The sequence below is a fragment of the Mesorhizobium sp. CO1-1-8 genome (genome assembly GCF_020164875.1).
In the GTDB taxonomy this organism is placed as follows: domain Bacteria; phylum Pseudomonadota; class Alphaproteobacteria; order Rhizobiales; family Rhizobiaceae; genus Mesorhizobium.
In genome coordinates, this window is sequence record NZ_JAIUGZ010000021.1 from 43787 (window position 1) to 69724 (window position 25938).

Genomic DNA, 25938 nt, shown 5'->3' on the forward strand with positions numbered 1-25938 from the left:
ACGATCCCGGTGAAAAATCAGCCCTTGTCATCGTCGCCCTGGGTGATCAGCCGCGCGCTGCGTTGCCCCGTCGCGTAGATCCATAGCCAGCTCAGCGAAACCGCAAGCCGGTTGCGAAAGCCGATCAGGAAATAGATGTGGGCCACTCCCCACAGCCACCAGGCGAGCCAGCCGGTGAGCTTGATCCAGCCGAAATCGATGGCGGCGGCGCGTTTGCCGATCGTCGCCAGATCGCCGGCATGCTTGTAGTGGAAAGGACGCGGGGTCGTGTCACCGCCGAGCCGGGCCTTGATGGTAGCCGCAACATGTCGGCCCTCCTGCTTGGCGGAAGGCGCCACGCCGGGAACCGGCCGCCCGTCCGGTCGCAGCACATAAGCGGCGTCGCCGATGACGAAGATCTCCGGGCTGCCGGGCACGCTGAGGTCAGGCTCGACCAGCACCCTGCCCGCGCGGTCCGCCTTCGCTCCCAGCCATTCGGCGGCTGGCGAAGCGGCAACGCCGGCTGCCCACAGGATCGTTCGGGCTGCCAGTTGCTTATCGCCAAACACAACACCTTCGGCGTCGCAGCGCGTGACGGCCCGGCCGAGCTCGACCGTCACGCCGAGCCGCTCGAGCGCCTTCGATGCATAGTCGGAAAGTTTCGGTGCGAAATTGGCCAGGATGCGATCACCGGCCTCGATCAGCACCACGCGCGTTTGCCGCGTGTCGATGTTGCGGAACTCGCCGCGCAGCGTGTCATGCGCCAACTCGACGATGGTGCCGGCAAGCTCGACGCCGGTCGGCCCGCCACCGACGATCGCAATGGTCAGCGACGCCTGGCGTTTGGCGGGATCGGTCTCCCGCTCGGCCTGCTCGAAGGCAAGGAGAATGCGCCGCCGAATGGTGGTGGCGTCCTCCAGCGTCTTCAGGCCAGGTGCGAAAGGTTCCCATTCGTCATGGCCGAAATAGGCATGGCGGGCACCGGTGGCGAGCAGCAGCGTGTCGTAGGCGACGGCGCTGCGGTCATCGAGCAGCACGCGCTTGCCGGCGCGGTCGACACCGGTGACATTGGCGAGCAGCGTTGTCACATCCTTGCGCTTGCGCAGGAGATGGCGAACCGGCCAGGCAATTTCGGAGGTCGCCAGCGCCGTGGTCGCCACTTGGTAGAGCAGTGGCTGGAAGAGGTGATGGTTGCGCTTGTCGATCATGGTGATGCGCACCGGCGCGCCAGCAAGCGCGCGGGTGAATTCGAGACCGCCGAAACCCGCGCCGACTACAACGACATGATGGCTGGCCTGGTTCATCTTATTTCACCCCTGACGGGCAATATTGCCTGGCTGAAATGTAGGTACTTTTGTGCAATGCAGCAACGACCGCCGGTGCCCGAGACTCGTCGTTCCATGTCGTGAATGCACGTTGTTGTATCGTATCGCGAGGTATAGCGTCATCGAACACGCTTACGAGGTACGCATGGCCAACGATCATGACGACCCAAGTCCGGCGCAGTATTCGTCGCCGCCCTGCTTCATGCACGAACTCGATCCGGAATTTCGCGCGCCGCTGTCCGACTGGACCGATGTCAGGCGCTGGCGCAAGGCCGAGCGCGAACGGCTGATCGCCGCCCGGCTGGCGGTTTCGGCCGACGCGCGAACGGTGATGTCGCTACGCATCGCCGAAGGCCTGGACGCGATCATCGGCGAGATCGCCGGCCGCATGGTCAGTCTTTACTGGCCGTTTCGCGGCGAGCCGGATTTGCGGCCCTGGATGGCGTCCATAAACGAACGCGGCGGCCGCACCGCGCTGCCCATCGTCATCGAGAAGGGACAGCCGCTGATCTTTCGCGCCTACAAAGCGGGCGACCGGCTGGAAAAAGGTGTCTGGAACATCCCGATCCCGGCCGAGGGCGATCCGGTGCTGCCGGACATCGTCATCTCGCCGATCGTCGGCATCGATCCCCAGAACTACCGCCTCGGTTATGGTGGCGGTTTCTTCGACCGCACGCTGGCAGCGATGCCGTTCAAGCCGCTGGTCATCGGCGTCGGCTACGAACTGCAGCGCATCGCGACGATCTACCCGCAACCGCACGATATCCCGATGGATCGGGTGGTAACGGCGGTCTAAGCCATTTCCGGCTTCATCCCCATGGCGGTCCTATCGACGATTTCGCGCAGGGCAAAGGACGAATTGATCTTGGTCACGTGCGGCATCGCCGACAGCCACTCCTTGTGGATCCGCTCATAGTCGACGAGATCCTTTGCGGCGATCCGCAGGATGTAGTCGTACTCGCCCGACATCAGGTGACAGGACAGCACGTTCGGACAGCGCTTGATCGCCGCCTCGAAATCCGACAGCGTCTTCTCGAACTGTCCCGACAGCGATATGTGCACGATCGCCGTCATCTGATGGCCAAGTGCTGCATTGGAAAGCCGGGCGTGGTAGCCACGAATGGTTCCGGATTTCTCCAGATTGTCGAGCCGGCGCGAACAGGCCGACTGTGACAGGCCGACCTTCTCGGCCAGCGCCGCATTGGGTATCCTGCCATCCTTCTGCAAAGCCTCGAGAATGGCGATATCAATCCTGTCGAGCGGCATTATTCGTGAATCCTGCGAATATCTTATTGTTTTGCGCAACGATTATCGAAACCGGCCAGTTGACGCAAGCGCATTCGCAAACACCTGCGCAACGATTCGTGGTTCACTCCATCCATACAGGGAACGAGCCCAAAGGGCCGGATCAGGAGAAGAAAATGCGCGTCGGCTGCCCCAAGGAAATCAAGAACCACGAATACCGCGTCGGCCTCACCCCCGGCTCGGTCCGTGAATATGTCGCCCATGGCCACGAAGTGCTGGTTGAGACCGGGGCCGGGGCCGGCATCGGCGCCGATGACAACGCCTATCGCGCCGCCGGCGCCACGATTGCCAAGACGGCCGCCGAGGTGTTCGCCAGGTCGGACATGATCGTCAAGGTCAAGGAGCCGCAGCCTGGCGAATGGGCGCAGCTTCGCGAAGGCCAGATCCTGTACACCTATCTTCATCTTGCCCCGGATCCGGAGCAGACCAAGGGGCTGCTTGCGTCCGGCGTGACCGCAATCGCCTACGAGACCGTGACCGACGACCGTGGCGGCCTGCCGCTGCTGGCGCCGATGTCGGAAGTTGCCGGACGCCTGTCGATCCAGGCCGGCGCCACGGCGCTGCAGAAGGCCAATGGCGGCCGCGGCGTGCTGCTCGGCGGCGTGCCCGGCGTGCTGCCCGGCAAAGTCACCGTGCTCGGCGGCGGCGTCGTCGGACTGCACGCTGCCAGGATGGCGGCGGGACTTGGCGCCGACGTCACCATCATCGATCGCTCGATCCCGCGTCTGCGCCAGCTCGACGACCTCTTCGCCGGCCGCGTCCACACCCGTTACTCGACTGTCGAGGCGCTCGAAGAAGAGTGTTTTTCAGCCGACATCGTCGTCGGCGCGGTGCTGATCCCGGGTGCCGCGGCACCAAAACTGGTTTCGCGCGAAATGCTGTCGGGCATGAAGAAGGGCTCGGTTCTGGTCGACGTCGCCATAGACCAGGGCGGCTGCTTCGAGACCTCGCACGCCACCACTCATGCCGAGCCGACCTATGAGGTCGATAGCGTCATCCACTACTGTGTTGCCAATATGCCCGGCGCCGTGCCGGTGACCTCGGCCCACGCGCTCAACAACGCCACGCTTCACTATGGCCTGCAGCTTGCCGACAAGGGTCTGAAGGCGCTGGTCGACGATCATCATCTGCGCAACGGCCTCAATGTCCACAAGGGCAAGATCACCAACCGGGCTGTCGCCGAGGCACTCGGCTACGAACTGGTCGAGCCGAAAGCCGTTCTCGCCGCCTGATTTTCACGAAAACAGCTCCTTTCAATCCAGCCCGCCGGTTCCATGCCGGCGGGTTTTTTCTTGCGAGCTGTTTTCCAGCAAAGCACGGCGTGGAAAAATGTGACGCTACGGCACTTAGCTCATCATTGTTGCATATTTGTCATTCCCGTGCCGGCCGACTCCCTGCTAGAGACATTCTGGGTTTACTCATTGGGGTACGGGCATATGTTCATTCGCACATCCGCGAAGTCTTTTCTTCTTGGGGCTGTTTCTGCTGTGGCTTTGGTGTCTGCTGCTCATGCAGCCGATGTTGTACAGCCAGTTGAAGCCAGCGGCTTCAACTGGAGCGGCGCTTACGTCGGCGTTGGCGGCGGCTTTGGCGCTAGCGTGCATAAGTTCAGCGTGCCGGGCCTGGGCTTCAATGGCCTTGGTGGAAATGGCGTATTTGGTGAATTGACCGCAGGCTACGACTACATGGTTTCGGAGCGTTTCCTGCTCGGCGGTTTCATCGACGCGAATTTGAGCAATATCGGCCCCTCGTTGAGCATTGCCGGTGGCGATGTAGATCTGACAAATTCCTATGGCTTCGATGTTGGCCTGCGCGCCGGCTACCTGCTCAATCAGAATACGCTGGGCTATGTGCTCGGTGGCTATACCTGGCAGCATTTCAAGCTTGATGGCTCGGGCGCAGCGGACGGCTTGGAATTTTCGCAGGACCGCAGTGGCTATGTTCTCGGCGTTGGCATGGAAACCGTGCTGCGTGGCAACTGGACGCTGAAGACCGAATACCGCTATGCAGACTACGGCGGCAAGTCGGTCCTCGATCTTGGCGGCGCCTCTCTGGATGTCGAGCCGTCCACCCACACCTTCCATATCGCTGCCAACTATCGCTTCGGCGCGCAGAATGGTGGCGGCACTTCTTTTGCTAGCCCAGCCCACAACTGGAGCGGGTTCTATGTTGGAGGTGCGCTCGGTGCCGGCACGATGGTGCATGACCTGACGCTCCTAGGTGCCGTTGAGTTGGACGGCATCGGCGGCGAAGGCGTGTTCGGCGAGGCCAGCGTCGGTTATGATCATGATTTCGGCAGCTGGGTCGCAGGCGTTCAGTTGGACGCCCGTTATTCTGGCATCCAGTCCAAGCTTGATATCGGCGGCGGCTCAATCAAGGGCGACGCGGACTATGGCTTCGATGCCCTTGCTCGAGTTGGTGCCAAGGTCAACGAATCAACCTTGGCCTATGTGCTCGGCGGTTACAGCTGGCAGCATTTTGATCTGCATGCAGAAGCACCGGGTGGCGGCAGCGCCGACATCTACGACTGGGGCTCCAGCGGCTTCTCGATCGGTGGCGGCTTGGAAACAGCCGTTTCCAGCAATATGACCCTCGGCCTCGAGTACCGCTACTCGCAGTACCAGAAAGAAGACTTCGGCTCGGGTGGCATCCTCGAAGACACGCCGTCCTTCCAGACCGTCCGTCTCGGCGCGAAGTACAAGTTCAACTAAAAGGCCCTCCAGCCAAACAGTTGCAGCCCGTCGGCTCCATGCCGGCGGGCTTTTTCGTTGCACGAACAATTCTTGCGAAACCGCAGGCAACAAAAAAGCGGAGCCAAAGCCCCGCTTCCTCGATGTCGAGATTGCCGCCGGTTCATCCGCGGTCGGCAAATCGATCGACAGTCGCTTTCTATCGCGAATATGCGACGGGAGTACGACAACTGTTTCCAGCGGCTAATCTCAGCCTCAAGCGCGCTCGATGCGGCACTGGTAGCAATTGTTGCGCGCCGAACGGACATGGACGTAGGCGATCTCGTCGCGTTCCAGCAAGGTCTTGGCCCGCCCGGTGATGTCTCCGGTCGGGATCACGCCGCCGCTGCCATAGACGATGCGATCATCACTGCCATAGCCGCGCACGATGTAGTCGGGGCTTTCGAGAATCTCGGGCAGCGCCTCGCTCTCGGCAGCGCGGTCACATGCCTCGGCATGCAGGAAGATCGGCCCTGTTTCGGCATAGGGCTGAAGCTCCGGGAATGGCCTGTATGCCAGAACAAGATAGGCTTCGCCGGCTCCTATGTTCTTCAAGCAATGCCGGCAAGGCATGCCGTCACCGTCGGAGATCTTTCGCTCGGGCGTTTGGCCATAGGCATCGACGCCACCGCGCCGCAACGTCCTGACATCTTCGGTCGGCAAAGCTTTGAACTGGATGGCCATGGAAAAATCTCCGGTGTCGTCGACTGGAAATTATGCCTTTGAACTCTCGCCGCCCACCCGATTCCTGCCAAATGTCGAAGAGCCGATCGCCCCTCGGCGATCGGCTCTCATCAAGTTCCGTCAAAGGCGCCGGCTAATTAAAATTCGGAGCTGCGACTCAGCGGATGAAATCGTCAAAGCGGCGCAGCGTTACCCGGCGATTTTGCCAATTTTCGTTCTGCGTCTGCACCAGCAAAAACTCCTCCCCATAGCCGACTGTCTCGAGAGCATGACCCGGCACCCTAAATTCGCGCACCAATGTGCGCTTGAGCGAAACGGCGCGCTGTTCGGACAGGACCTGGTTCGACTGAAAGGAGCCGACGGCGTCGGTATGGCCCTCGATCAGCACGCGGGCACCGGGATCGCGGCGCAGGATGCGCCGCAGCGCGTCGGCAATGGTCTCGATCTTGTCGTATTGCGAGTTGGCAATAGCCGCCGAACCGAAGGCGAAGTTGATCGACTGGATATCGATCGAGCGGGCCATGCGGCGCAAATCCGGACGCCGCTTGAATTCCCGGATGGTGACGCGCTCGTTCGGCCGCAATTTCACACGCGGCGCCGCCTCGAGCTTCCGCTCGATCGTCGCGGCCGAAGGCGTTGTCGCCTGGGCTGCGGCCAGGCTTGGCATGGCAATCGCCGCAATCAGCGCGGCGGCAAGTGTACGGCGGGTCAGCATGTCTCGTCTCCTTCGGCCTTGGCCGCGTTGATGGTGCGGGCAACATGCCAAAAGCAGCCTGAAGGGCCGATGAACGACGGGTTCAGATTCGAGCTGGTGTCAGCTTCCGGCTAGGGCCGCATGACGCTGGCCGCGCGCTCGGTGAAAGGCAGCGGATGGACGATTTCCTTCTTTTGCGCCACCGGTGCGAAGCCGAGCTTCTGGTAGAGCGGCAGAGCCGCCGGATGATCGAGCGTGCAGGTCTGCACCGTCACCCGCTTCGGCCCATGCGACCATGCGGCAGAGATCGCGGAGCCGAGGAACCAGCGGCCGATGCCTTGCCCGGTCGCATGTTCCATCATGCCGAAATAGGCGAGCTCGACTTCTTCCGGCAGATGCGGCTTGAGATCGAAGAAGCCGGCCGGCGCGCCGTCGAGATAGAGCACCCTGATGTCGCGATCCTCGCGATGGATGCCGGCGGAAAGCTCGTCGTCATCCAGCCTCAGCACATTGACCCAGTGCCATTTGCGCCCCACCCGGTCCATCAGATAGCGGTAGAAATGCAGCGGAATGTCCTTGGTCTTCAGCAGCGCGACCTGACGGTTGTACGGCACAGGCGGCGAATAGGCCGGAGGCACATGCATCTCGAGGAACGTCACCGTGACGTCAATGTCTTCCAGCGCGCCGTTTTCCATCGTCTTCATTCCTTGCCGGTCACGACAGGCGTGTCGGAAAGCCCGCCCCACTCCGTCCAGGAGCCGTCGTAAAGCCTGTTGTTCGTATGGCCAAGCGTTTCCAGCGCCAGCGTCACCACCGCCGCGGTAATACCGGAGCCGCATGACGTGACGACAGGTTTCGACAGATCGATGCCGGCCTCCTCGATCACCTTGCGCAGGCGATCCTTCGACAGCAGCTCGCCATTTTCCGACAGCGCCGAATAGGGCAGATTGCGCGCGCCAGGCATATGGCCGGAGCGGATACCCGCGCGCGGCTCAGGCTCGGCGCCGGTGAAGCGGCCCGGCCCCCGGGCGTCGGCGATCTGGCTTGCCCTGGTGTCGACGATCCGGCGCATGTCGGCGAGGCTGGCGATGCGCCCGGCGTCGAAATCGGCATGGAACACACTTGGCGCGATCTTGGTCGGCTCAGCCGTCACCGGCCTGCCGGCGGCTTTCCAGCCATCGAAGCCGCCATCCAGAATATAGGTTTGGAAGACGCCCATCACCCGGAACATCCACCATGCCCGGGGCGCCGAGAAGAAACCCGGACCATCGTAGACGACGATGGTGTCATCGGCCGAAACACCCATGGCGCCGACATACTGGGCGAAATGCTGCGGCGACGGCAAGGTATGCGGCAGGGGCGAATCCGGGTCCGAGACGGCATCCTGATCGAGAAATCGTGCGCCGGGGATATGGGCCGACTCATACTCGCCGCGCGCATCGCGCTTCTGCGCCGGGAGATACCAGGATGCGTCGATGATCGTCAGGCCCGGCTCGCCGAGACGGTGCTGCAGCCAGTCTGCATCGACGGTGAAGGGGCTGTCCTCGGCCATTTTGTTCTCCTGCTCGCCTTTTGGCGATCACTGTCTGTTCAGGTTGCCGGCGTCGGCCCGAAGCGGATGCGGAATCGCCTGTTTTCGCGGCCCTTCTTCTCGATCTTGCCGATGTGGATTTCGCCGACTTCGCCGGTGCTTTTCACATGGGTGCCGCCGCAGGGCTGGCTGTCCACCGAGGCGTTGTCGCCGATACAGACCAGGCGGATCTTGCCGGTGCCGACCGGCGGCCGGACGTTCTTGGATTTCACCAGGCCGGGGTTGGCGGCCAGTTCCTCGTCGCTGATTAGCCTGACAAAGATCGGGTGGTCGGCCCGCACCAGGTCCATCAGCCCGGCGGTGACGTCCTCCTTGGTGAAGCCGGCATCCGGAGCATCGAAGTCGACCCGGCTGTCGTCCTCGGAAACCGAAGCACCGGTGATCGGAAATGGACAGACGACGGTGAGCAGATGGCAAGCCGCGTGCATGCGCATCAAGAGATGCCGCCGCTCCCAGTTGATGGCGAGCCCCACCTTCTCGCCGACCTGCGGAACCGCCTGCTCCGGCGCTGGCACGTGTATGATCTCGTCCTTGGTCTCACCTGTGAGGGTAGCGGCAATGGCGATGCGGCTACCATCGCCGCGTTCGAGATACCCGGTATCGCCCGGTTGGCCGCCCGAAGTGGCGTAGAAGATCGTCCGGTCGAGGATGATGCCGCCGCGATCGTTAACAGCAACGACCGTTGCGTCCGCCGTGCGCAGATAGGCATCGTCGCGAAACAGGGCGTCCGTCCTGTTTGCCATCACGCGACCTTTTCGAACGGCACCGAAATTGTGCTCTTCAGCTCCATCCAGCCCGGCACCGGCAGCTGCTTCTCGCGCAGGAATTCCGGGTTGAACAGTTTTGACTGATAGCGCGTGCCGTAATCACAAAGAATGGTCACGATGGTGTGGCCGGGGCCTAATTCCCGGGCCAGGCGGATCGCGCCGGCAATGTTGATGCCGGTCGAGCCACCGACGCAAAGACCCTCTTCCTGGATCAGGTCGAAAACGATCGGCAGCGCATCCTCATCGGGGATCTGGAATGAAAAATCCGGCGTGAACCCTTCGAGATTGGCGGTGATGCGCCCCTGCCCGATGCCTTCGGTGATCGAGCTGCCTTCGGACTTCAGCTCGCCGCTGGTGTAGAAGGAATAGAGCGCGGCCCCCAGCGGATCGGCGAGCGCGATCTTCACGTCCCGGCTTTTGGCCTTCAGACCGGAAGCGACGCCGGCCAGCGTGCCGCCCGAACCGACCGCCGAGACAAAGCCATCGACCTTGCCGCCGGTCTGGTTCCAGATTTCCTCCGCTGTGGTGCGGACATGGCCGTCACGGTTAGCGACATTGTCGAACTGGTTGGCCCAGATGGCGCCGTTCGGTTCGGTCCTTGCCAGTTGCTCGGCCAGCCGCCCCGACAGTTTCACGTAATTGTTGGGGTTCTTGTAGGGCACGGCAGGCACTTCGATCAGTTCGGCGCCGAGCAGTTTGATCGTGTCCTTCTTCTCCTGGCTCTGTGTGTCCGGAATGACGATGACGGTGCGATAGCCGAGCGCCTTGGCGACCAACGTCAGCCCGATGCCGGTATTGCCCGCCGTTCCCTCGACGATTACACCGCCGGGCCTCAGCAGCCCACGCTTCTCGGCATCGCGGATGATGAACAGACCCGCGCGATCCTTGACCGATTGGCCCGGATTCATGAATTCGGCCTTGCCCAGGATCTCGCAACCGGTTTGTTCCGAAGCTTTGTTGAGGCGGATCAGAGGCGTGTTGCCGATCGCGTCGATCACAGAACGGGGCATTCAGGATTCCTTGTGTAGGTGCGCCGAAACCCTAGAAACCCGAAGCTGCGGTTTCAAGGCAAGAATTTGTCTGGTCCAGTCGCATTTGCGGCACTGCTATCGCGCCAACGCTTCTCAACATCGCCTTCATGCCCCACAGTTCATTTCCGCACGGCGATGAAAAGCACCCTTTTCATTCGATTTCTTCACCGATAGAGCAATTCCAGGAAAAAGTGTGAAACGGTTTTCCGTCCGGAATTTCGTAAAAAACAAGGAGTCAGAGCGGGTCGCCGTTTCCGTGAAACGGTGAACTGCTCTAGAGCAAAGCACCAACAAGTCGACAGGGCGCAGCATGACACTCTACCGGGCTAACCCGAAGCACGGCGTCGCCTGGATCACGGGCGGCTCAAGCGGCATCGGCCGTGCCCTGGCCAGGGATCTTGCTTCCCAGGGCTATGCCGTCGCGGTGACGGCGCTTGACGACGATCCGATCGACACGCTTGTCGTCGAGACCGCGCAGATGCCGGGCAGCGTCACGGCCTTTCCCTGCGATGTCACCGACGAGCCGCGCATGGCAAGAACCGTCGCCGCGATCGAGAAGGAGCTCGGTCCCATCGTGCTCGCTATCTTCAATGCAGGGAACTACATTTCGACGCCGGGGGAGAATCTTGTCGTCAACGACTTTCGCCGGTCCTTTGAGGTCAATTATTTCGGCATCATCAACGGCCTCGTGCCCGCGGTCGAACGCATGCGTGTGCGGGCGCGCGGCCATGTCGTGCTGGTCGGCTCCGTGACATCCTATTTCGGCTGGCCGACAACTGCCGCCTATGGCGGCACCAAGGCGGCCATCAACATCCTGGCCGAGTCGCTAAAGTATGATTTCGACAAGATGAACGTGCGTATCCAGGTGTTCAATCCAGGCTTCATCGACACCCCGCTGACCGAGAAGAACATGCTGCCCATGCCGGGACTGATGCCAGTCAGCCGCGCATCGCGCCGCATGGCGCGAGGCATCAAGTCGGGCGGCTTCGAAGTCCATTTCCCCCGCCGGACAAGCTGGCCCCTGAAACTGCTCGGCCTGCTGCCGAGGCCGCTGTGCAGAGGGTTTATCAGCCTGATGACCAGTTGGAAGGCGCGGCCTCTGCACTACGACCGCAAGCCGCCGATCGAATAGGACGCCTGTGAAATTGGCAGGCTCCCATTTCGGGCCGCCGTCGCCATGGTTGAGACAAGTGCTGCGTGGAGTCTGCGATGGGGCGACGGATCGTGCTTGCTGTGCTGGGCCTTGTCGCCATTCTCGCACTGGCCTTCGTGCTCGGCCCGCGCGTTCGCGTCGACACCACGATCCGTTTCGATCCCTCGCTCATCGGTGACGATCCGCAGGCCTATGTGGCAAAGGCGGAAGCCGCCATCCCCCGAATCCGTGACGGGCTGGAGAAGGAGATCGTCTGGGCCGATCCGTTGGTGCATGCCAGGACGCCGCTGTCGATCGTCTACATCCACGGCTTTTCCGCATCGAAGGGCGAGGTCCGCCCGCTGCCCGACGACGTGGCCGACCAGCTCGACGCCAACCTCTTCTACACCCGCCTCACCGGTCATGGACAGGACGGCGCGGCGATGACGCAAGGCAGCATCAATGCCTGGATCAACGACTATGAGGAAGCGATCGCCGTCGGCCGGGCGATCGGCGACAAGGTGATCGTTATCTGCACCTCGACCGGCGGCTCGCTGGCGGTCTGGGCGGCAACGCAGCCGGGCGCATCGGACGGGGTGGCGGCGATCGCGTTCATCTCGCCGAATTTCGGCGTCAAGGCGTCCGGCGCCGAGATCCTGACCATGCCATGGGGCAAACAGATCGCCAGGCTGGTGGCCGGCAAGGAACACAGCTTCGTGCCGCGCAACGCGCTGCATGAAAAATTCTGGACCACCCGCTACCCAATCGAGGCAACCTTGCCGATGCAGGCGCTGACCGAGCTTGCCTATGGCGCGCCGGTAGAGAAGGCGACCATCCCTGCTTTGTTCATCTTTTCTGATTCGGACAAAGTGGTGCGGGCCGACCGCACCCGCGAGATTGCCGGGCGCTGGGGCGCGCCGCATGAACTGGTTCCAGTCGACGACACCGGCGACCCGGACAATCACGTCATTGCCGGCGACGCGCTGTCGCCATCGACCACGGCGTTTCTGGCGCAAAGGATCGCCGTCTGGATCGAAGCGGTGGTGAAGTAAGCAGACGAAAAAGGCGACCGAAGCATCGCTTCAGCCGCCCTTTTTCGTCTGTCCCAGCAATCAACCAGGCTAAGCCTGACTGATTACAACGCAAGCTGGCTTACGCAGCCCGCGCCGCCGGACGCTTGCCGCCGAAGCGGCGCTTGTTGTTGCCCTTGAAAGCCGGCTTGGCGCCATCCGGCTTGCGCTCGCCAGCGAAAGCCGGCTTGTCGCCGAAGCGCTTCTTGCCAAAGCCGTTGCCTTTGTTCTCGCCACCGGGCCGCCTGCCGTCGCGACGACCATTGCGGTCGTTGCGATCATTGGCCGGCTCGAAGCGCTCGTTCTTTTCAGCCGGATTGCGCAGCGGATCGGGGCTGCCGAGATGGTCGGCAACGATCGGCAGCTTGGTGCGGATGATGCGCTCGACCTGGCGCAGCTTGCTGTTCTCGGAAGGATCGCAAAGCGTGATCGCGATGCCGTCCATGCCGTTGCGGCCGGTGCGCCCGATGCGGTGGACGTAGCTCTCCGCTTCGTCCGGCAGGTCGAAATTCACGACATGGCTGATGCCGGGCACGTCGATGCCGCGCGCCGCGATGTCGGTCGCCACCAGAATGCGCACCGAACCGTCGCGGAAATCATTGAGCGCCTTCTGGCGGGCGTTCTGTGACTTGTTGCCATGGATGACGGCGGCCTTGAAGCCGTCGCGCTCGAGATCCTTGGTCACCCTGTCGGCACCATGCTTGGTGCGCGAAAAGATGATGACGGATTTCATCGCCTCGTCGGCGAGCATCGTCGACAGAACCTGGCGCTTCTGCTTGGTGCGAGCAAAGACGACGCCCTGCACGATCTCGGCAGCCGCCGTGCTTTGCGGCGCGACTTCGACGCGGATCGGGTTCTTCAGCAGGCCCTTGGCCAGCTCGGCGATTTCATTGGGCATGGTCGCCGAGAACAGCACCGTCTGACGGTCGGGCGCGGTCGCCTTGGCGATGCGCTTGACGTCGTTGATGAAGCCCATGTCGAGCATGCGATCGCCTTCGTCCAGCACCAGCCATTTGGTGTCGGCAAGCACGAGGTCGCCTTCACGCACCAGATCGGTCAACCGGCCGGGCGTTGCGATCAGGATGTCGACGCCGGGAGCAACCTTCTTCACCTGGCTGAAGCGGGAGACGCCGCCGAGCACGAGCGCGGTCGAGACATGCGCGCCCTTGGCGAGGATCTTGATGGTGTCTTCGATCTGCACGGCGAGTTCGCGCGTCGGCGCCAGAATCAGCGCACGTGCCGTCTTCGGCCGACGCTTGGTGCCAAGTGCGATGATCTTCGACAGGATCGGCAGCGCGAAGGCCGCGGTCTTGCCCGAGCCGGTCTGGGCGATGCCGAAAATGTCACGGCCTTCCATCTGCGGCGGGATCGCCTGCGCCTGGATTGGCTTCGGCTCGGCGAAGCCGGCGTTGTGGGTGGCCTTGAGCAGCGCGCCCGTAATACCCAGTGCCGCGAAACCGGTGAGTTCCGCAGTGTTGCTACCGGGCAAAGTGTTTTCGTTGGTCAAAATAATCTTCTTTCACGCGGCCTCTGGCCGCAAACAGCGATGGCGGCAGGGCGCAACCTGCCGTCGAAAAATCTGTGATGAACGACAAGGCGGGCGGACGGGTTCGTCCACTCGGCTGCGCTGTCGTGCCCGCAGGCATCATGCCACGGGGCTTTTTCGCCGCTTTGTGATGTACCGGAAAGAGGGGCCGGCATACCGGAAAGAGGGAAAACAGACGCAACCAGTCTCATTCGTCGAGAAGGCCGATAGTCCCGGCCCAAGCGCCTATGTCGCCGCATATGGCGCAGTTCGCCGCCAAATGCAAGGGGCGTCATGCTGCGGTGCAACAAAACCATGACGCAAGCGGCGCTTGCGCTCGCTTGCCGGCACGATTACCACGAATGCCGCTGGCCTGGGAGGTAATCGATGAAAGACGTGCTGAAGGAACTCGAGCGCCGCCGCGACATCGCCCGCATGGGTGGCGGACAGGCTCGCATCGACGCCCAGCACAAGAAGGGCAAGCTCACCGCGCGCGAACGCATCGAGGTGTTTCTCGACGAGGGCTCGTTCGAGGAATTCGACATGTATGTCGAGCACCGCTCGACCGATTTCGGCATGGAGAAGACCAAGATCGCCGGCGACGGCGTGGTCACCGGCTGGGGCACCGTCAACGGCCGCCCGGTCTACCTCTTCGCCAAGGATTTTACCGTGTTCGGCGGCTCGCTGTCGGAAGCGCATGCCGAGAAGGTCATCAAGGTGCAGGAGATGGCGCTGCGCAACCGCGCGCCGATCATCGGCCTCTATGATGCGGGCGGCGCGCGCATCCAGGAAGGCGTCGCCGCACTCGGCGGCTACGCCGAGATATTTCAGCGCAATGTGCTGGCCTCCGGCGTCATTCCGCAGATTTCCGTCATCATGGGCCCATGCGCCGGCGGCGACGTCTATTCGCCTGCCATGACCGACTTCATCTTCATGGTGCGCGACACATCCTACATGTTTGTCACCGGGCCGGATGTGGTGAAGACCGTGACCAACGAGACGGTGACCGCCGAGAGTCTCGGCGGCGCCTCCGTCCACACGACCAAATCCTCGATCGCCGACGGCGCCTATGACAATGACGTCGAGGCGTTGCTGCAGATGCGCCGGCTGGTCGACCTGCTGCCGGCCTCCAACACATCGGAGCTTCCCGAGATCGAATGCTACCAGTCGGTCACCGACCATGATTTGTCGCTCGACCGGCTTATCCCCGACAATGCCAACAAGCCGTACGACATCAAGGAGCTGATCCTGAAAGTCGCCGACGAAGGCGATTTCTTCGAGATCCAGCAAAATTTCGCCAAGAACATCGTCACCGGCTTTGGCCGCGTCGAGGGCCGCACCGTCGGCTTCGTCGCCAACCAGCCGATGGTGCTGGCCGGCGTGCTCGATTCGGACGCCAGCCGCAAGGCAGCGCGCTTCGTACGCTTCTGCGACTGTTTTTCTATTCCCATCGTCACCTTCGTCGATGTCCCCGGCTTCCTGCCCGGCACGGCACAGGAATATGGCGGGCTGATCAAGCATGGCGCGAAACTCCTGTTCGCCTATGCCGAGGCCACCGTGCCGAAGATCACCGTCATCACCCGCAAAGCCTATGGCGGCGCCTATGACGTGATGGCCTCGAAACATCTGCGCGGCGACATGAACTATGCCTGGCCGACGGCGCAGATCGCGGTGATGGGCGCCAGGGGCGCGGTCGAGATCATCTACCGCAAGGACATCGGCGACGCGGAAAAGATCGCAGCTCATACAAAGGCTTACGAGGATCGCTTCCTGTCGCCCTTCGTCGCCGCCGAACGCGGTTATGTCGACGAGGTGATCATGCCGCACTCAACCCGCCGCCGCATAGCGCGAGCGCTGCGCATGCTGCGCAACAAAGATATGCAGAACCCCTGGAAGAAGCACGACAACATTCCGCTGTGAGGCTTCGGCAGCTCACTCTTCTTCCACCGCGCCAAATCCCGCTCCCACGGTGGCGCGGACAGGGCTGCCCCATGGCGTTGCGTGATTGTCGATGCGCATCTGGAAAATGAAGTAGGTCGGCGAGCAGAAGCCGACGCCTTTCACTTTGCCGATGCCAGGCGTGTCCGGCGGCAGCGACTGGCACATATAGTCCTCACGGCAGAAATGATCGGCCGAGCAGGCCGGTCGGTTGCCGCGATTAACGGCGCCGCCAAGGCACTGGTCGAAATTGTTGGTGGCCACGCAGATGTCGAATTTCTTGCCGCCGACCAGGCCGCAGATCTCGTTCGGCATCGGCTTGCCGGCTTTGAATGCCGCGAAGGAGCGGTCCTTGTCGTCGCAGCCGCGATAGGCGATTCCGCCCGGCACGCCGATCTTCGGCGGACGGCAGGTGTAGGCGGTGCGGGAAACGTCAGGCGCGAAAGCCGCGAACTGGCCCGATTTGCTGTAGCGGTCGTTGAAGGGCTGCGCAGCGTTGCTGGCGATCGAGCCGGTCAGGCAGGGATGGCCGGAAAACATTTTTTCGCTATTCTTGGGCAGCAGGCATTGCGCCAGTTTCGTCCGCACGCCGGAAGCGGTGGCCAACGGGGTGCAGACGGTGCCGCCGCCGCACTGCCAGCTTGCGCCGAAGCGGTCGGCATCTTCGGGCATCAGGCATGGCATCGCCATCTCGGCCGGCGCGTAGTCGACCGCGGTATCCGTCCAGGTCGCCGGCGGCGCAAAGGAGAGCGGCCGGAAGCGGTTCGGCTGCTTGCCTTCTGCCGTGGCGGCGAGCCACGCCTGGCGGCGCGGGATCTCGGCATGAAGATGCGGTGAAATGCCGACCTCGATGCGGTTCAACGGCGACGTCGTCTTGTCGTCGAGCCCGATGAAATGGAAGCCGGCGGTGGAACCGGCCTGATGGCAGCCCTGGCAGGCGCCGTTGTCCAGCCGCTCGACCAGCGCTTCCGGCGTACGCACCAGTTTCAGCGTGGAATAATCGAGGGGTGCGAATTCCTTGGGTTGGAACAGTTGCGTAAACGGATGATTGGCCTGCCGCGCACTGCCGAAGGTCGACCATGAGATGATTTTCCTGGCCAGGAACTCGTCGGGGATTTCATAGACGCCTTCGTCAACCCCCGGCAGATTGGCGCCGACATAGGCGGCGAGCCGTGCCTTCAGCGCCGCGTCCTGCGAGAGCCGCACGGTGTCAGGCGTGTTCTCCAGCAGCTTCTCGCTGGTATCAGCGCCATCGACGCCGAATATCCGCATCAGATAGGCAGCCTGCCCGCCGAACTCGGTTTCCTGGCCGGAGGGAAAGCGCACCACCTGCGCGTTGAGCTCCAGCTGCTTGAAGGTCAGCCCGGCCTTCTCCAGCGGCCCGCCGGTCAGCCAGCCGGCATCGACGGTCTCGTCGAGCTGGGGCGTCCAGCGTCCGGCAACCCCGACGCAGCCGCCATCGGCATCGGGTGCGGCGTTGTAGACGGCGTTGAAATTGAACGGCAGGCGCGACGCCAGCAGCTTGCCGTTTTTGCGAAAGCTGTAGGCCAGGCGGTAGATGAAGCGCACCTCGCCGCAGTTCCTGTCGCCTTGCAGCACCGCAAAATCGCGACGGTCGAGCCGGTTGACGACGCCGACCAGCCGGAAGCGCGCGGCATCGGTCTTCAGCCAGCGCATGTCCATGATGCGGCCGACATTGCCGTCGGTGACCTCGTAGAGCGGCCGCCCGCCGGCCTTCATATCGGCGCGCAGTGCCGCAACATCGGAGGCTACCGTTTCGACGATGGCGTGATAGGCCGGCGCCTCGTCGTAGAGCGTCTTCAGACCGTCCTCACCGTCGACTTCGAAGAGGTCTGCGAAGGCGAAACCCTTGGCATCGAGCGCGGCGAGCACCGCCGGATTGTCGACGACGGTCACATGGCCCTCGGCGCGCGCCATCGACGCCACGAAGACGGCAAAGAGCGTGACGAGCAGCAAAGCCAAGGCGCGGTTCATTGACCAGCCATGCGCGCGTCGAACAGTTCGCGCAGCACCGGCACCAGCGCCAACGGCAGATCCTCGGCGATCAGGCCGGGGCCGAACCGGCTGCCGGCTTCAGCATGCAGCCACACCGCCGCACAGGCCGCTTCGAACGCTGGCATGCCTTGTGCGAGCAGACCGGCAATGATGCCTGACAGCACATCACCTGACCCGGCTGTGGCCAGCCAAGGCGCGCCGTTGGAATTGATCGCCGCTCTGCCATTCGGCGCCGCGATCACCGTATCGGCGCCCTTGTAGACGATGACGGCATTGGCCCGCGCTGCGGCAGCACGCGCTCTGTCCAGTTTCGACAGGGTCTTGTCGCCGGCGATATCGGCGAACAAGCGGCCGAATTCACCCTCATGCGGTGTGACCGCCAAGGCTGGCGCATTCGGCTGACGGGCAGCTTCGAACAGCGCCTGCGGCTGATGGGCCAGAGAGGTGATGGCGTCGGCATCGAGCACCATCGCAAGGGCGTGGCTTGCGGCCGCCGATGTGCGTGCCTCCGCCGTCAGAGCTTTGATCAGTTGCAGGGCGAAATCGCCCACCTCGGGTTTGGGGCCGAGCCCCGGTCCGAACACCAATGCTTCGGGATGGCGGGCCGCCAAAAATTCCTGCACCTCTTCGAGCGAGCCCGCTTCTCGCAGCATGATCGAAGTCAAATGCGCGGCGTTCACCTGCATGGCATTGCCTGGCGACAGCACGGTGACCGCCCCTGCCCCGCTTCTCGCGGCAGCGAGCGCCGACAGCCGCGCCGCGCCGGTAGCACTTGGGCCGCCGGAAAAGACGCCGACATGGCCACGCTTGTATTTGTGCGCATCCAGCGCCGGCACGGGCAAATCCCCCAACCACAGGTCCGGCACATTCTCGAAGGTCGAGACGGCGAGTTGGGCGATGATGCCGTCTGCAATGCCGATATCGGCGAGCACGATTTCACCGCATTGCCCGCGTCCCGGCAGCAGCAGGTGGCCAGGTTTCTTCCGTGCGAAGGTGATGGTGACTTCGGCGCGAAACGCCCTACCCGATATGTCGCCGCTGGTTCCCGAGACCCCCGACGGCAGGTCGACCGCAACCACGGGCAGGTGCAGGGCTGTCACGGTATCGACAGCCTTGCCGGCATCGCCGGACAGCGGCTTGGACAGCCCTGCCCCATAGAGCGCATCGACCACGATCGAGCCAGGCTCGGCGTCGAAACCAGACAGCGGCCGAGGCTTGATCGGGCATTCGGCGGCGGCGAGCGCCGTATCGCTTTCCGGCCTCGGCGCTCCGGATGACCAGATCGTTGTGCCAACGCCGCTGGCGGCCAGGATGCGGGCGACGACATAGCCATCACCGCCATTGTTGCCGGGACCGCACAGCACATGGACATGCGTCGCTGCGTGATAACGCTTGAGAATCTCAGCCGCGACCGCTTCACCAGCGCGCCGCATCAGGCCGATGCCGTCGGCTGGACCGGCGGCAATGGTCAGCCGATCGGCCTCGCTCATTTCGGCCGGGGAAAGAAGTTCGTTGCTCATGGATTGCCCATCCGCATGCGATCAAGCATTGTCCAATTTCGATCCTAAGCAAACAAGGGGGGGTTGCCGAGATCTGCAGCCATAACGTTGGCACGAAGGCATCGCGGGCAGAAAATTGCCTGAGGGATAGGCAATATGCCTGATTTTTGTGCGGACGTGGGTGCTGGCGCTGTGTAGGCTCTGGCAGCCCATGCCGCTTCCGGTGCAGTGAATGACGCGAATTTGCATCCCGGTGCGGCGCGGCTTTGAAATCTTATGAGACCGCTTAGAATCCGCTGAATTGGCACAGTTCGTGCTTGATGGAGGCGCAAGCGGGGGGTCACAACCCGTTTTTTTGGCAGTGGAGGCCACTTTTTACATGAAAAAGATCGAAGCGATCATCAAGCCATTCAAGCTGGACGAAGTGAAGGAAGCGCTTCAGGAAGCCGGACTGCAAGGCATCACTGTCACCGAGGCAAAAGGCTTCGGTCGTCAGAAGGGCCATACCGAACTTTATCGCGGCGCCGAATATGTCGTCGACTTCCTGCCCAAGGTGAAGATCGAGGTCGTGCTCGGCGACGATGCGGTCGAAGGTGCGATCGAGGCCATCCGCAAGGCGGCCCAGACCGGCCGTATTGGCGACGGCAAGATTTTCGTTTCCAATATCGAGGAAGTCGTGCGAATCCGCACCGGCGAAACGGGCATGGACGCGGTCTGACCTGACCCCGCCATCCTCCTGAAACGTCATCATCAAAAAAACGTCACACAGGGATACATGACATGACGACAGCCAAAGACATCATGAAGCAGATCAAGGACAACGACGTGAAATTCGTCGACCTGCGCTTCACAGACCCGAAGGGCAAGCTGCAGCACGTGACGATGGATGTCATCGAGGTCGAGGAAGACATGTTCGCCGACGGCGTGATGTTCGACGGCTCGTCGATTGCCGGCTGGAAGGCCATCAACGAGTCCGACATGGTGCTGATGCCCGATCCGGACACGGTTCACATGGATCCGTTCTTCGCCCAGTCGACAATGGTCATCCTGTGCGACATCCTCGATCCGGTTTCGGGTGAATCCTACAACCGCGATCCGCGCGGCACGGCCAAGAAGGCCGAGGCCTACATGAAGGCCGAAGGCATCGGCGACACCATCTACGTCGGCCCGGAAGCCGAGTTCTTCGTCTTCGACGACGTGAAATACAAGGCTGATCCCTACAACACCGGCTTCAAGCTCGACTCGACCGAACTGCCGTCGAACGACGACACCGACTACGAGACTGGCAATCTCGGCCACCGTCCGCGCGTCAAGGGCGGCTACTTCCCGGTGCCGCCGATCGACAGCGCGCAGGACATGCGCTCGGAAATGCTGACTGTGCTCGCCGAGATGGGCGTGCGCGTCGAAAAGCATCACCATGAGGTGGCGGCGGCCCAGCACGAACTCGGCATCAAGTTCGACGCACTGGTGCGCAACGCCGACAAGATGCTGATCTACAAATATGTCGTCCACCAGGTCGCCAACGCATATGGCAAGACGGCCACCTTCATGCCGAAGCCGATCTTCGGCGACAACGGCTCGGGCATGCACGTCCACATGTCGATCTGGAAGAACGGCAAGCCGACCTTCGCCGGTAATGAATATGCCGGTCTGTCGGAAAGCTGCCTGTTCTTCATCGGCGGCGTCATCAAGCATGCCAAGGCGATCAACGCTTTCACAAACCCGCTGACCAATTCCTACAAGCGCCTGGTTCCGGGCTATGAAGCGCCGGTGCTGCTCGCCTATTCGGCGCGCAACCGCTCGGCCTCCTGCCGTATCCCGTTCGGCTCGTCGCCGAAGGCCAAGCGCGTCGAGGTCCGCTTCCCCGATCCGGGCGCGAACCCCTACCTCGCCTTCTCCGCACTGCTGATGGCCGGCCTCGACGGCATCAAGAACAAGATCCATCCCGGCCAGCCGATGGACAAGGATCTCTACGACCTGCCGCCGAAGGAGCTGAAGAAGATCCCGACCGTCTGCGGCTCGCTGCGTGAAGCGCTGCAGAGCCTCGACAAGGACCGCGGCTTCCTGAAAGCCGGCGGCGTCTTCGATGACGACCAGATCGACAGCTACATCGAGCTGAAGATGGCCGAAGTGATGCGCTTCGAAATGACCCCGCATCCGGTCGAATACGACATGTACTACTCCGTCTGAGATTTCAATCTCAGTCCAAGATTAGCTATAACGCTCAAAGCCCTGAAAGACTTCCCTCTTTCAAGGGCTTTTTGCTGCGCTCCAACAGGAATTGCCAGCCGACCGGCATGTCTCGCCTGCGCGGCAGCCGTGCATGGACAGCCGTATCCGCCTTTCGTCTTCGACGATCATACAATGCCTGGATTCTGGATCCGCGGTCCATCGGGCGGCCAGCCTGAGCCCGTCGGTCCGGTGACTTCAGTCACAACTCGGCGGTGCTCAGTAAATGATCAAGGGAGGCGCTCGGTCGCCAACGCCGGAGCCAGGAGCGAGCGGAGCACTGTCTCAGGCTACAGTGACCGCTCGTCCGGCGCCCCCGCCAATGCCGCCGTTCAAGAAACCCCGCCCGTTCGAACAGCATTGCGTGACGTAACCCCAAGGCCTGCGAATACGCATGCCGCAGCGTGATCTGTCAACGCCGCCGGCTAGGCCGCGAATGACCGATTCCATTGTATGAACAAATGCTTATGGAAGGTCCATCGCCCGGATAAGGGATGAAAAAGGCGCTTTTCCGGGCTTTCTGGCGAGTGTCGCCGGAGGCTCACACGGCTGCGGGCAGCACTCCCGGGCGATTTGCGACCGCATGAATTGCCTGACTTTTTCTGGGTATGTTTACCAGGGATGCAGTCGGCCGGGTAACGGCCAAAAAAGAACCCCGGCGCAAACGAACGCCGGGGTCTTCTTGTCATAGTCCAAACACTTACGCGGCGGCCGAAACCTGGGCGCTTGCCGGAACCGAGGCGATCGTCTTCAGGATCTGCGAGGCGATCTGGTAGGGGTCGCCCTGCGAGTTCGGGCGACGGTCTTCCAGATAACCCTTGTAGTCGCTCTTGATGAAGGAATGCGGCACGCGGATCGAGGCGCCACGGTCGGCAATGCCATAGCTGAACCGGTTCCACGGCGCGGTCTCGTGCTTGCCGGTCAAGCGCTTGTCGTTGTCCGGGCCGTAGACGGCGATGTGATCCATCAGGTTCTTGTCGAAGGCTGCCATCAGCGCTTCGAAATAGGCCTTGCCGCCGACTTCGCGCATATAGGCTGTCGAGAAATTGGCGTGCATTCCCGAGCCGTTCCAGTCGGTGTCGCCGAGCGGCTTGCAGTGGTATTCGATGTCGATGCCGTACTTCTCGGTCAGGCGCTGCATGAGGTAGCGGGCCATCCACATCTGGTCGGCGGCTTTCTTGGAGCCCTTGCCGAAAATCTGGAATTCCCACTGGCCTTTGGCAACTTCGGCGTTGATGCCTTCGTGGTTGATGCCGGCGGCGAGGCAGAGGTCGAGATGCTCCTCGACGATCTGGCGCGCGACGGAGCCGACATTGGAATAGCCGACGCCGGTGTAGTACGGGCCCTGGGGTGCGGGGTAGCCGCTCTCGGGGAAGCCGAGCGGGCGGCCGTCCTTGTAGAAGAAGTACTCCTGCTCGAAGCCGAACCAGGCGCCTTCGTCATCGAGGACGGTGGCGCGCTTGTTGGAGGCATGCGGCGTGACACCATCGGGCATCATGACTTCGCACATGACCAGCACGCCGTTGGTGCGGGCGGGATCCGGATAGACCGCAACCGGCTTCAGCACGCAATCGGAGCTGTGCCCTTCGGCCTGTTGGGTCGAGGAACCATCGAAGCCCCACAGCGGCAGCTGCTCAAGCTCAGGGAATTCGGCGAATTCCTTGATCTGCGTCTTGCCGCGAAGGTTGGGGACCGGGGTGTATCCATCGAGCCAGATATACTCGAGCTTGTATTTCGTCATTCTAGCCTCTCGTTGCTTGATCACCGAACACTGAACGGCGTCGACATGCGTCTGCCATCAGCAGCCGGCCCTGCCGGATCCATAAAATGCAATTCGTGTGCCACTCTTGGCCTGGAGGATGCGACAAAATTGACGCGGCATTCCCTTGAAGTCGGCAAGCCGCCTAAGCAATGCGTTCGGATCGATCACGGTCGCTACAAGCACAAATAATAGGCAAATACTGATCTTTTCGTAGGCATATTGCCTATCTTGATTGCAGACCTTATCTTCAGATCAAGTTGAATCAACAAGGTTCGGCAGAAGAAAGGATCCCGACAATGGAAATCATTTCCACGCGACCGTCGGCAAAAATTCTGATGTTCCCGGCGGCAGCGCGCCTCTCTGCCTCAAATTTGAGCGGAAAGGCTAAGTTTGCGGCAGAGCTTGCCTCGCTGCGTGGTGCCCGCGCGGATTTCGGTGACGGCTGGTACCATGAGGCAGCCATCGAGGAAGAGGCCCGGGGTCGCAAAAGCTGACAGCAACGGGCAGTAGCCCTCTCAACGAACTGACCAAACACACAAAAGCCCGGCGCGATTGCTCGCGCCGGGCTTTTTTCTGCGTGTTGTGCCCATTACTCCTTGGCGTGCAGGTCGGTGCCGAGCGTGTCCTTGACGAAGATCATGCCGATGACCAACGTTATCGCCGCGATCACCACCGGATACCAAAGGCCGTAGTAGATATCGCCCTTGTAGGCACTGAGCGCGAACACCGTCGCCGGCAGCAGACCGCCGAACCAGCCATTGCCGATGTGGTAGGGCAGCGACATGCCGGTGTAGCGAATGCGGGTCGGGAACATCTCGACCAGGATCGCCGCGATCGGCCCGTAGACCATGGTCACGAACAGGACCAGGATGAACAGGATACCGATCGTCATTGGCCAGTTCACCGCCGCCGGGTCGGCGAACATGGCGTACGCGCCACCACCTGGGATGTTGTAGACGGTGACTTCGGGTGCGCCCGCCGCCTCATCGGTGGTCAGCAGCTTCTCCTTGACCGCCTGATCGATCGGCACCGTCACCTTCTCCCCGGCGCGAATTGCAGCGGCATCGAGCTTCAGTTCCGGGTTGGCGGCGACAAACGCGTCGAGCTTCTGGTCCGCAACCTTGATCGCCGCGCGCTTGAGCGGATAGCCGCCGTCCTGCAGCGACATGTTGACGGCTTTGATGAAGGCCGCTTCCTTGGTCTTGGCCTGGTCGCCGGCGGCGATGGCGTCATAGGAATCCACCGTCTCGTTGCCGATCTTGACAGATGCGGGTGTGCCGGCGGCGGCGGTCGACACGACGTCATAGGGAACCGAGTTCTTGGTCAGGAACGAGGTCGCGATATCGCAGGATGTCGTGAACTTCGCCGTACCGACCGGATTGAACTGGAACTTGCAATCGCCAGGTGCTGCCGTCACCATCGCCCGCGTGTTCTGCTGGGCTGTGGCAAGCGCCGGATTGGCAGCCCAGGTGAGTGCCTTGAACAGCGGGAAGGTGCATACAATCGCCAAGGCAAGGCCTGCCATGATGATCGGCTTGCGGCCGATCTTGTCGGAGAGCCAGCCAAAGACGACGAAGAAGATCGAGCCTACTGCCAGGGCGATCGCGATCATGATGTTGACCGACTGCGCGTCGACCTTGAGCACGTTGGTCAGGAAGAACAGCGCATAGAACTGGCCGTTGTACCAGACCACGGCCTGACCGGCGGTGAGGCCGAGCAGCGCCAGCAGTGCGATCTTGGCATTCTTCCATTGGCCGAAGGCTTCCGTCAACGGCGCCTTGGAGCCCTTGCCCTCATCCTTCATGCGCTGGAAGGTCGGCGATTCGGAAAGCGAAAGCCGGATCCAGATCGAGATGCCTAGCAGCAGGAAGGATACGATGAACGGAATACGCCAGCCCCAGGCAGCATAGTTTTCCTTGCTCAATGAAGCCTGTACGATCAGGATCACAACCAGCGACAGGAACAGACCGAGCGTCGCCGTGGTCTGAATCCACGAGGTATAGTAGCCGCGCCGATTGTCCGGCGCATGTTCGGCGACGTAAGTGGCCGCGCCGCCATATTCGCCACCCAGTGCCAAGCCCTGCAGCATGCGCAGGATGATCAGGATCACCGGAGCGGCGATGCCCAAGGTCGCATAGCCAGGCAGCAAGCCGACCAGGAAGGTCGACAAGCCCATGATCGTCATGGTGACGAGGAAGGTATATTTACGGCCGACAAGGTCACCGATGCGGCCGAACAGCAAGGCGCCGAACGGGCGCACCAGGAAGCCGGCGGCGAAAGCCAGCAGCGCGAAAATGTTGCGCGTCGCTTCCGGAATGGCAGGACTGAAAAAGGTCGAACCAATGAACACTGCCAGCGATCCGTAGAGATAGAAATCATACCATTCGAAAACGGTACCGAGCGAGGAAGCGAAGATGACCTTCTTCTCCTCTCGCGTCATGCCGCGGCTTGCTCCGCCGGCGGTTGATGCCACTGCCATTGAGTTGTCCTCCCGTGAGACCCTTGTCCTCGATGCTGCGCGACATTTGTCCGTGTTCTCCTCCGAGCGCGGAATCAAGCACAGCTATCACGGGAAAAATGACAGAAACCGCCCGCCAAAGGCAGCGCGTCTTTGGGATTATGACTTTGGTATTAGGTGCGCTGCGGGATGAACCCGGGCGAG

The 25938-nt window shown here is 62.0% G+C and carries 22 protein-coding genes; 9 read left to right on the forward strand and 13 right to left on the reverse strand.

Going from position 1 to position 25938, the window contains the following annotated elements; all coding sequences use genetic code 11:
• Nucleotides 1-17: 17 nt before the first annotated feature.
• Nucleotides 18-1283: an NAD(P)/FAD-dependent oxidoreductase gene (locus LB558_RS29235; RefSeq protein ID WP_224700696.1), complete on the reverse strand. Its 1266-nt coding sequence runs from the start codon at nucleotides 1281-1283 to the stop codon at nucleotides 18-20.
• 166 nt (nucleotides 1284-1449) lie between these two features.
• Between LB558_RS29235 and LB558_RS29240 the strand changes: the two genes are divergently transcribed.
• On the forward strand, nucleotides 1450-2100 hold the full coding sequence (locus tag LB558_RS29240) for a 5-formyltetrahydrofolate cyclo-ligase (protein WP_224700697.1): 651 nt from the start codon (nucleotides 1450-1452) through the stop codon (nucleotides 2098-2100).
• Here LB558_RS29240 and LB558_RS29245 read toward each other — a convergent pair.
• The gene (locus tag LB558_RS29245) at nucleotides 2097-2570 is read right to left on the reverse strand and encodes an Lrp/AsnC family transcriptional regulator (RefSeq protein ID WP_013531467.1); all 474 of its coding nucleotides are present in this window, start codon (nucleotides 2568-2570) and stop codon (nucleotides 2097-2099) included. The genes LB558_RS29240 and LB558_RS29245 overlap by 4 nt on opposite strands.
• Before the next feature lie 155 nt (nucleotides 2571-2725).
• On the opposite strand from LB558_RS29245, the gene ald reads away from it, so the two are divergent.
• On the forward strand, nucleotides 2726-3841 hold the full coding sequence (gene ald / locus LB558_RS29250) for an alanine dehydrogenase (RefSeq protein WP_224700698.1): 1116 nt from the start codon (nucleotides 2726-2728) through the stop codon (nucleotides 3839-3841).
• Nucleotides 3842-4045: 204 nt separating this feature from the next.
• Nucleotides 4046-5320, forward strand: a complete 1275-nt coding sequence (locus tag LB558_RS29255) for an outer membrane protein (RefSeq protein WP_224700699.1) — start codon at nucleotides 4046-4048, stop codon at nucleotides 5318-5320.
• A gap of 234 nt (nucleotides 5321-5554) precedes the next feature.
• Here the strand turns inward: LB558_RS29255 and LB558_RS29260 are convergent, their stop codons facing one another.
• The 6 genes from LB558_RS29260 to LB558_RS29285 all read right to left on the reverse strand — a co-directional run bounded on the left by LB558_RS29260 (nucleotide 5555) and on the right by LB558_RS29285 (nucleotide 10084).
• Nucleotides 5555-6022: a DUF1203 domain-containing protein gene (locus tag LB558_RS29260; protein WP_224700700.1), complete on the reverse strand. Its 468-nt coding sequence runs from the start codon at nucleotides 6020-6022 to the stop codon at nucleotides 5555-5557.
• Nucleotides 6023-6179: 157 nt separating this feature from the next.
• Nucleotides 6180-6737, reverse strand: a complete 558-nt coding sequence (locus tag LB558_RS29265) for an OmpA family protein (RefSeq protein WP_127260154.1) — start codon at nucleotides 6735-6737, stop codon at nucleotides 6180-6182.
• 110 nt (nucleotides 6738-6847) lie between these two features.
• Complete coding sequence (locus LB558_RS29270) at nucleotides 6848-7411, reverse strand: GNAT family N-acetyltransferase (RefSeq protein WP_224700701.1); 564 nt, start codon at nucleotides 7409-7411, stop codon at nucleotides 6848-6850.
• Between the two features lie 5 nt (nucleotides 7412-7416).
• Nucleotides 7417-8268 carry a 3-mercaptopyruvate sulfurtransferase gene (sseA, locus tag LB558_RS29275; RefSeq protein WP_224700702.1) on the reverse strand — a complete coding sequence of 284 codons (852 nt, stop codon included), beginning with the start codon at nucleotides 8266-8268 and terminating at the stop codon, nucleotides 7417-7419.
• 38 nt (nucleotides 8269-8306) lie between these two features.
• A complete protein-coding gene (locus LB558_RS29280) occupies nucleotides 8307-9050 on the reverse strand; it encodes an alanyl-tRNA editing protein (protein ID WP_224700703.1) in 744 nt (247 codons plus the stop codon).
• Nucleotides 9050-10084 (reverse strand): cysteine synthase A, encoded by a 1035-nt coding sequence (locus LB558_RS29285; RefSeq protein WP_224700704.1) that lies wholly within the window; start codon nucleotides 10082-10084, stop codon nucleotides 9050-9052. Before LB558_RS29285 ends, LB558_RS29280 begins: the two co-directional genes overlap by 1 nt.
• 331 nt (nucleotides 10085-10415) lie before the next feature.
• On the opposite strand from LB558_RS29285, the gene LB558_RS29290 reads away from it, so the two are divergent.
• A complete protein-coding gene (locus LB558_RS29290; protein WP_023812065.1) occupies nucleotides 10416-11237 on the forward strand; it encodes an SDR family oxidoreductase in 822 nt (273 codons plus the stop codon).
• Nucleotides 11238-11314: 77 nt separating this feature from the next.
• Nucleotides 11315-12289, forward strand: coding sequence for an alpha/beta hydrolase (locus tag LB558_RS29295; RefSeq protein WP_224700705.1), 975 nt, complete (start codon nucleotides 11315-11317; stop codon nucleotides 12287-12289).
• Nucleotides 12290-12389: 100 nt separating this feature from the next.
• Here the strand turns inward: LB558_RS29295 and LB558_RS29300 are convergent, their stop codons facing one another.
• Nucleotides 12390-13814 (reverse strand): DEAD/DEAH box helicase, encoded by a 1425-nt coding sequence (locus tag LB558_RS29300; RefSeq protein WP_224700706.1) that lies wholly within the window; start codon nucleotides 13812-13814, stop codon nucleotides 12390-12392.
• Between the two features lie 405 nt (nucleotides 13815-14219).
• Between LB558_RS29300 and LB558_RS29305 the strand changes: the two genes are divergently transcribed.
• Nucleotides 14220-15752 (forward strand): acyl-CoA carboxylase subunit beta, encoded by a 1533-nt coding sequence (locus LB558_RS29305; RefSeq protein ID WP_127260161.1) that lies wholly within the window; start codon nucleotides 14220-14222, stop codon nucleotides 15750-15752.
• Between the two features lie 12 nt (nucleotides 15753-15764).
• Here LB558_RS29305 and LB558_RS29310 read toward each other — a convergent pair whose 3' ends face one another.
• Nucleotides 15765-17765: a hypothetical protein gene (locus LB558_RS29310; protein WP_224700707.1), complete on the reverse strand. Its 2001-nt coding sequence runs from the start codon at nucleotides 17763-17765 to the stop codon at nucleotides 15765-15767.
• The gene (locus LB558_RS29315; RefSeq protein WP_224700708.1) at nucleotides 17762-19306 is read right to left on the reverse strand and encodes an NAD(P)H-hydrate dehydratase; all 1545 of its coding nucleotides are present in this window, start codon (nucleotides 19304-19306) and stop codon (nucleotides 17762-17764) included. Before LB558_RS29315 ends, LB558_RS29310 begins: the two co-directional genes overlap by 4 nt.
• Before the next feature lie 358 nt (nucleotides 19307-19664).
• Here LB558_RS29315 and LB558_RS29320 point away from each other — a divergent pair, with 358 nt between their 5' ends.
• Together LB558_RS29320 and glnA are read left to right on the forward strand one after the other, a co-directional pair.
• The gene (locus LB558_RS29320; protein ID WP_006205430.1) at nucleotides 19665-20003 is read left to right on the forward strand and encodes a P-II family nitrogen regulator; all 339 of its coding nucleotides are present in this window, start codon (nucleotides 19665-19667) and stop codon (nucleotides 20001-20003) included.
• A gap of 62 nt (nucleotides 20004-20065) precedes the next feature.
• Entirely contained in the window at nucleotides 20066-21475 is a 1410-nt protein-coding gene (gene glnA / locus LB558_RS29325) for a type I glutamate--ammonia ligase (RefSeq protein ID WP_112395089.1), read from the forward strand.
• 739 nt (nucleotides 21476-22214) lie between these two features.
• On the opposite strand, the gene LB558_RS29330 is transcribed toward glnA, so the two are convergent.
• Complete coding sequence (locus LB558_RS29330; protein WP_224700709.1) at nucleotides 22215-23255, reverse strand: glutamine synthetase beta-grasp domain-containing protein; 1041 nt, start codon at nucleotides 23253-23255, stop codon at nucleotides 22215-22217.
• 317 nt (nucleotides 23256-23572) lie between these two features.
• On the opposite strand from LB558_RS29330, the gene LB558_RS29335 reads away from it, so the two are divergent.
• Nucleotides 23573-23770: a DUF2735 domain-containing protein gene (locus tag LB558_RS29335; RefSeq protein WP_224700710.1), complete on the forward strand. Its 198-nt coding sequence runs from the start codon at nucleotides 23573-23575 to the stop codon at nucleotides 23768-23770.
• Nucleotides 23771-23865: 95 nt separating this feature from the next.
• On the opposite strand, the gene LB558_RS29340 is transcribed toward LB558_RS29335, so the two are convergent.
• Entirely contained in the window at nucleotides 23866-25755 is a 1890-nt protein-coding gene (locus LB558_RS29340; protein WP_224700711.1) for an MFS transporter, read from the reverse strand.
• Between the last annotated feature and the right edge of the window lie 183 nt (nucleotides 25756-25938).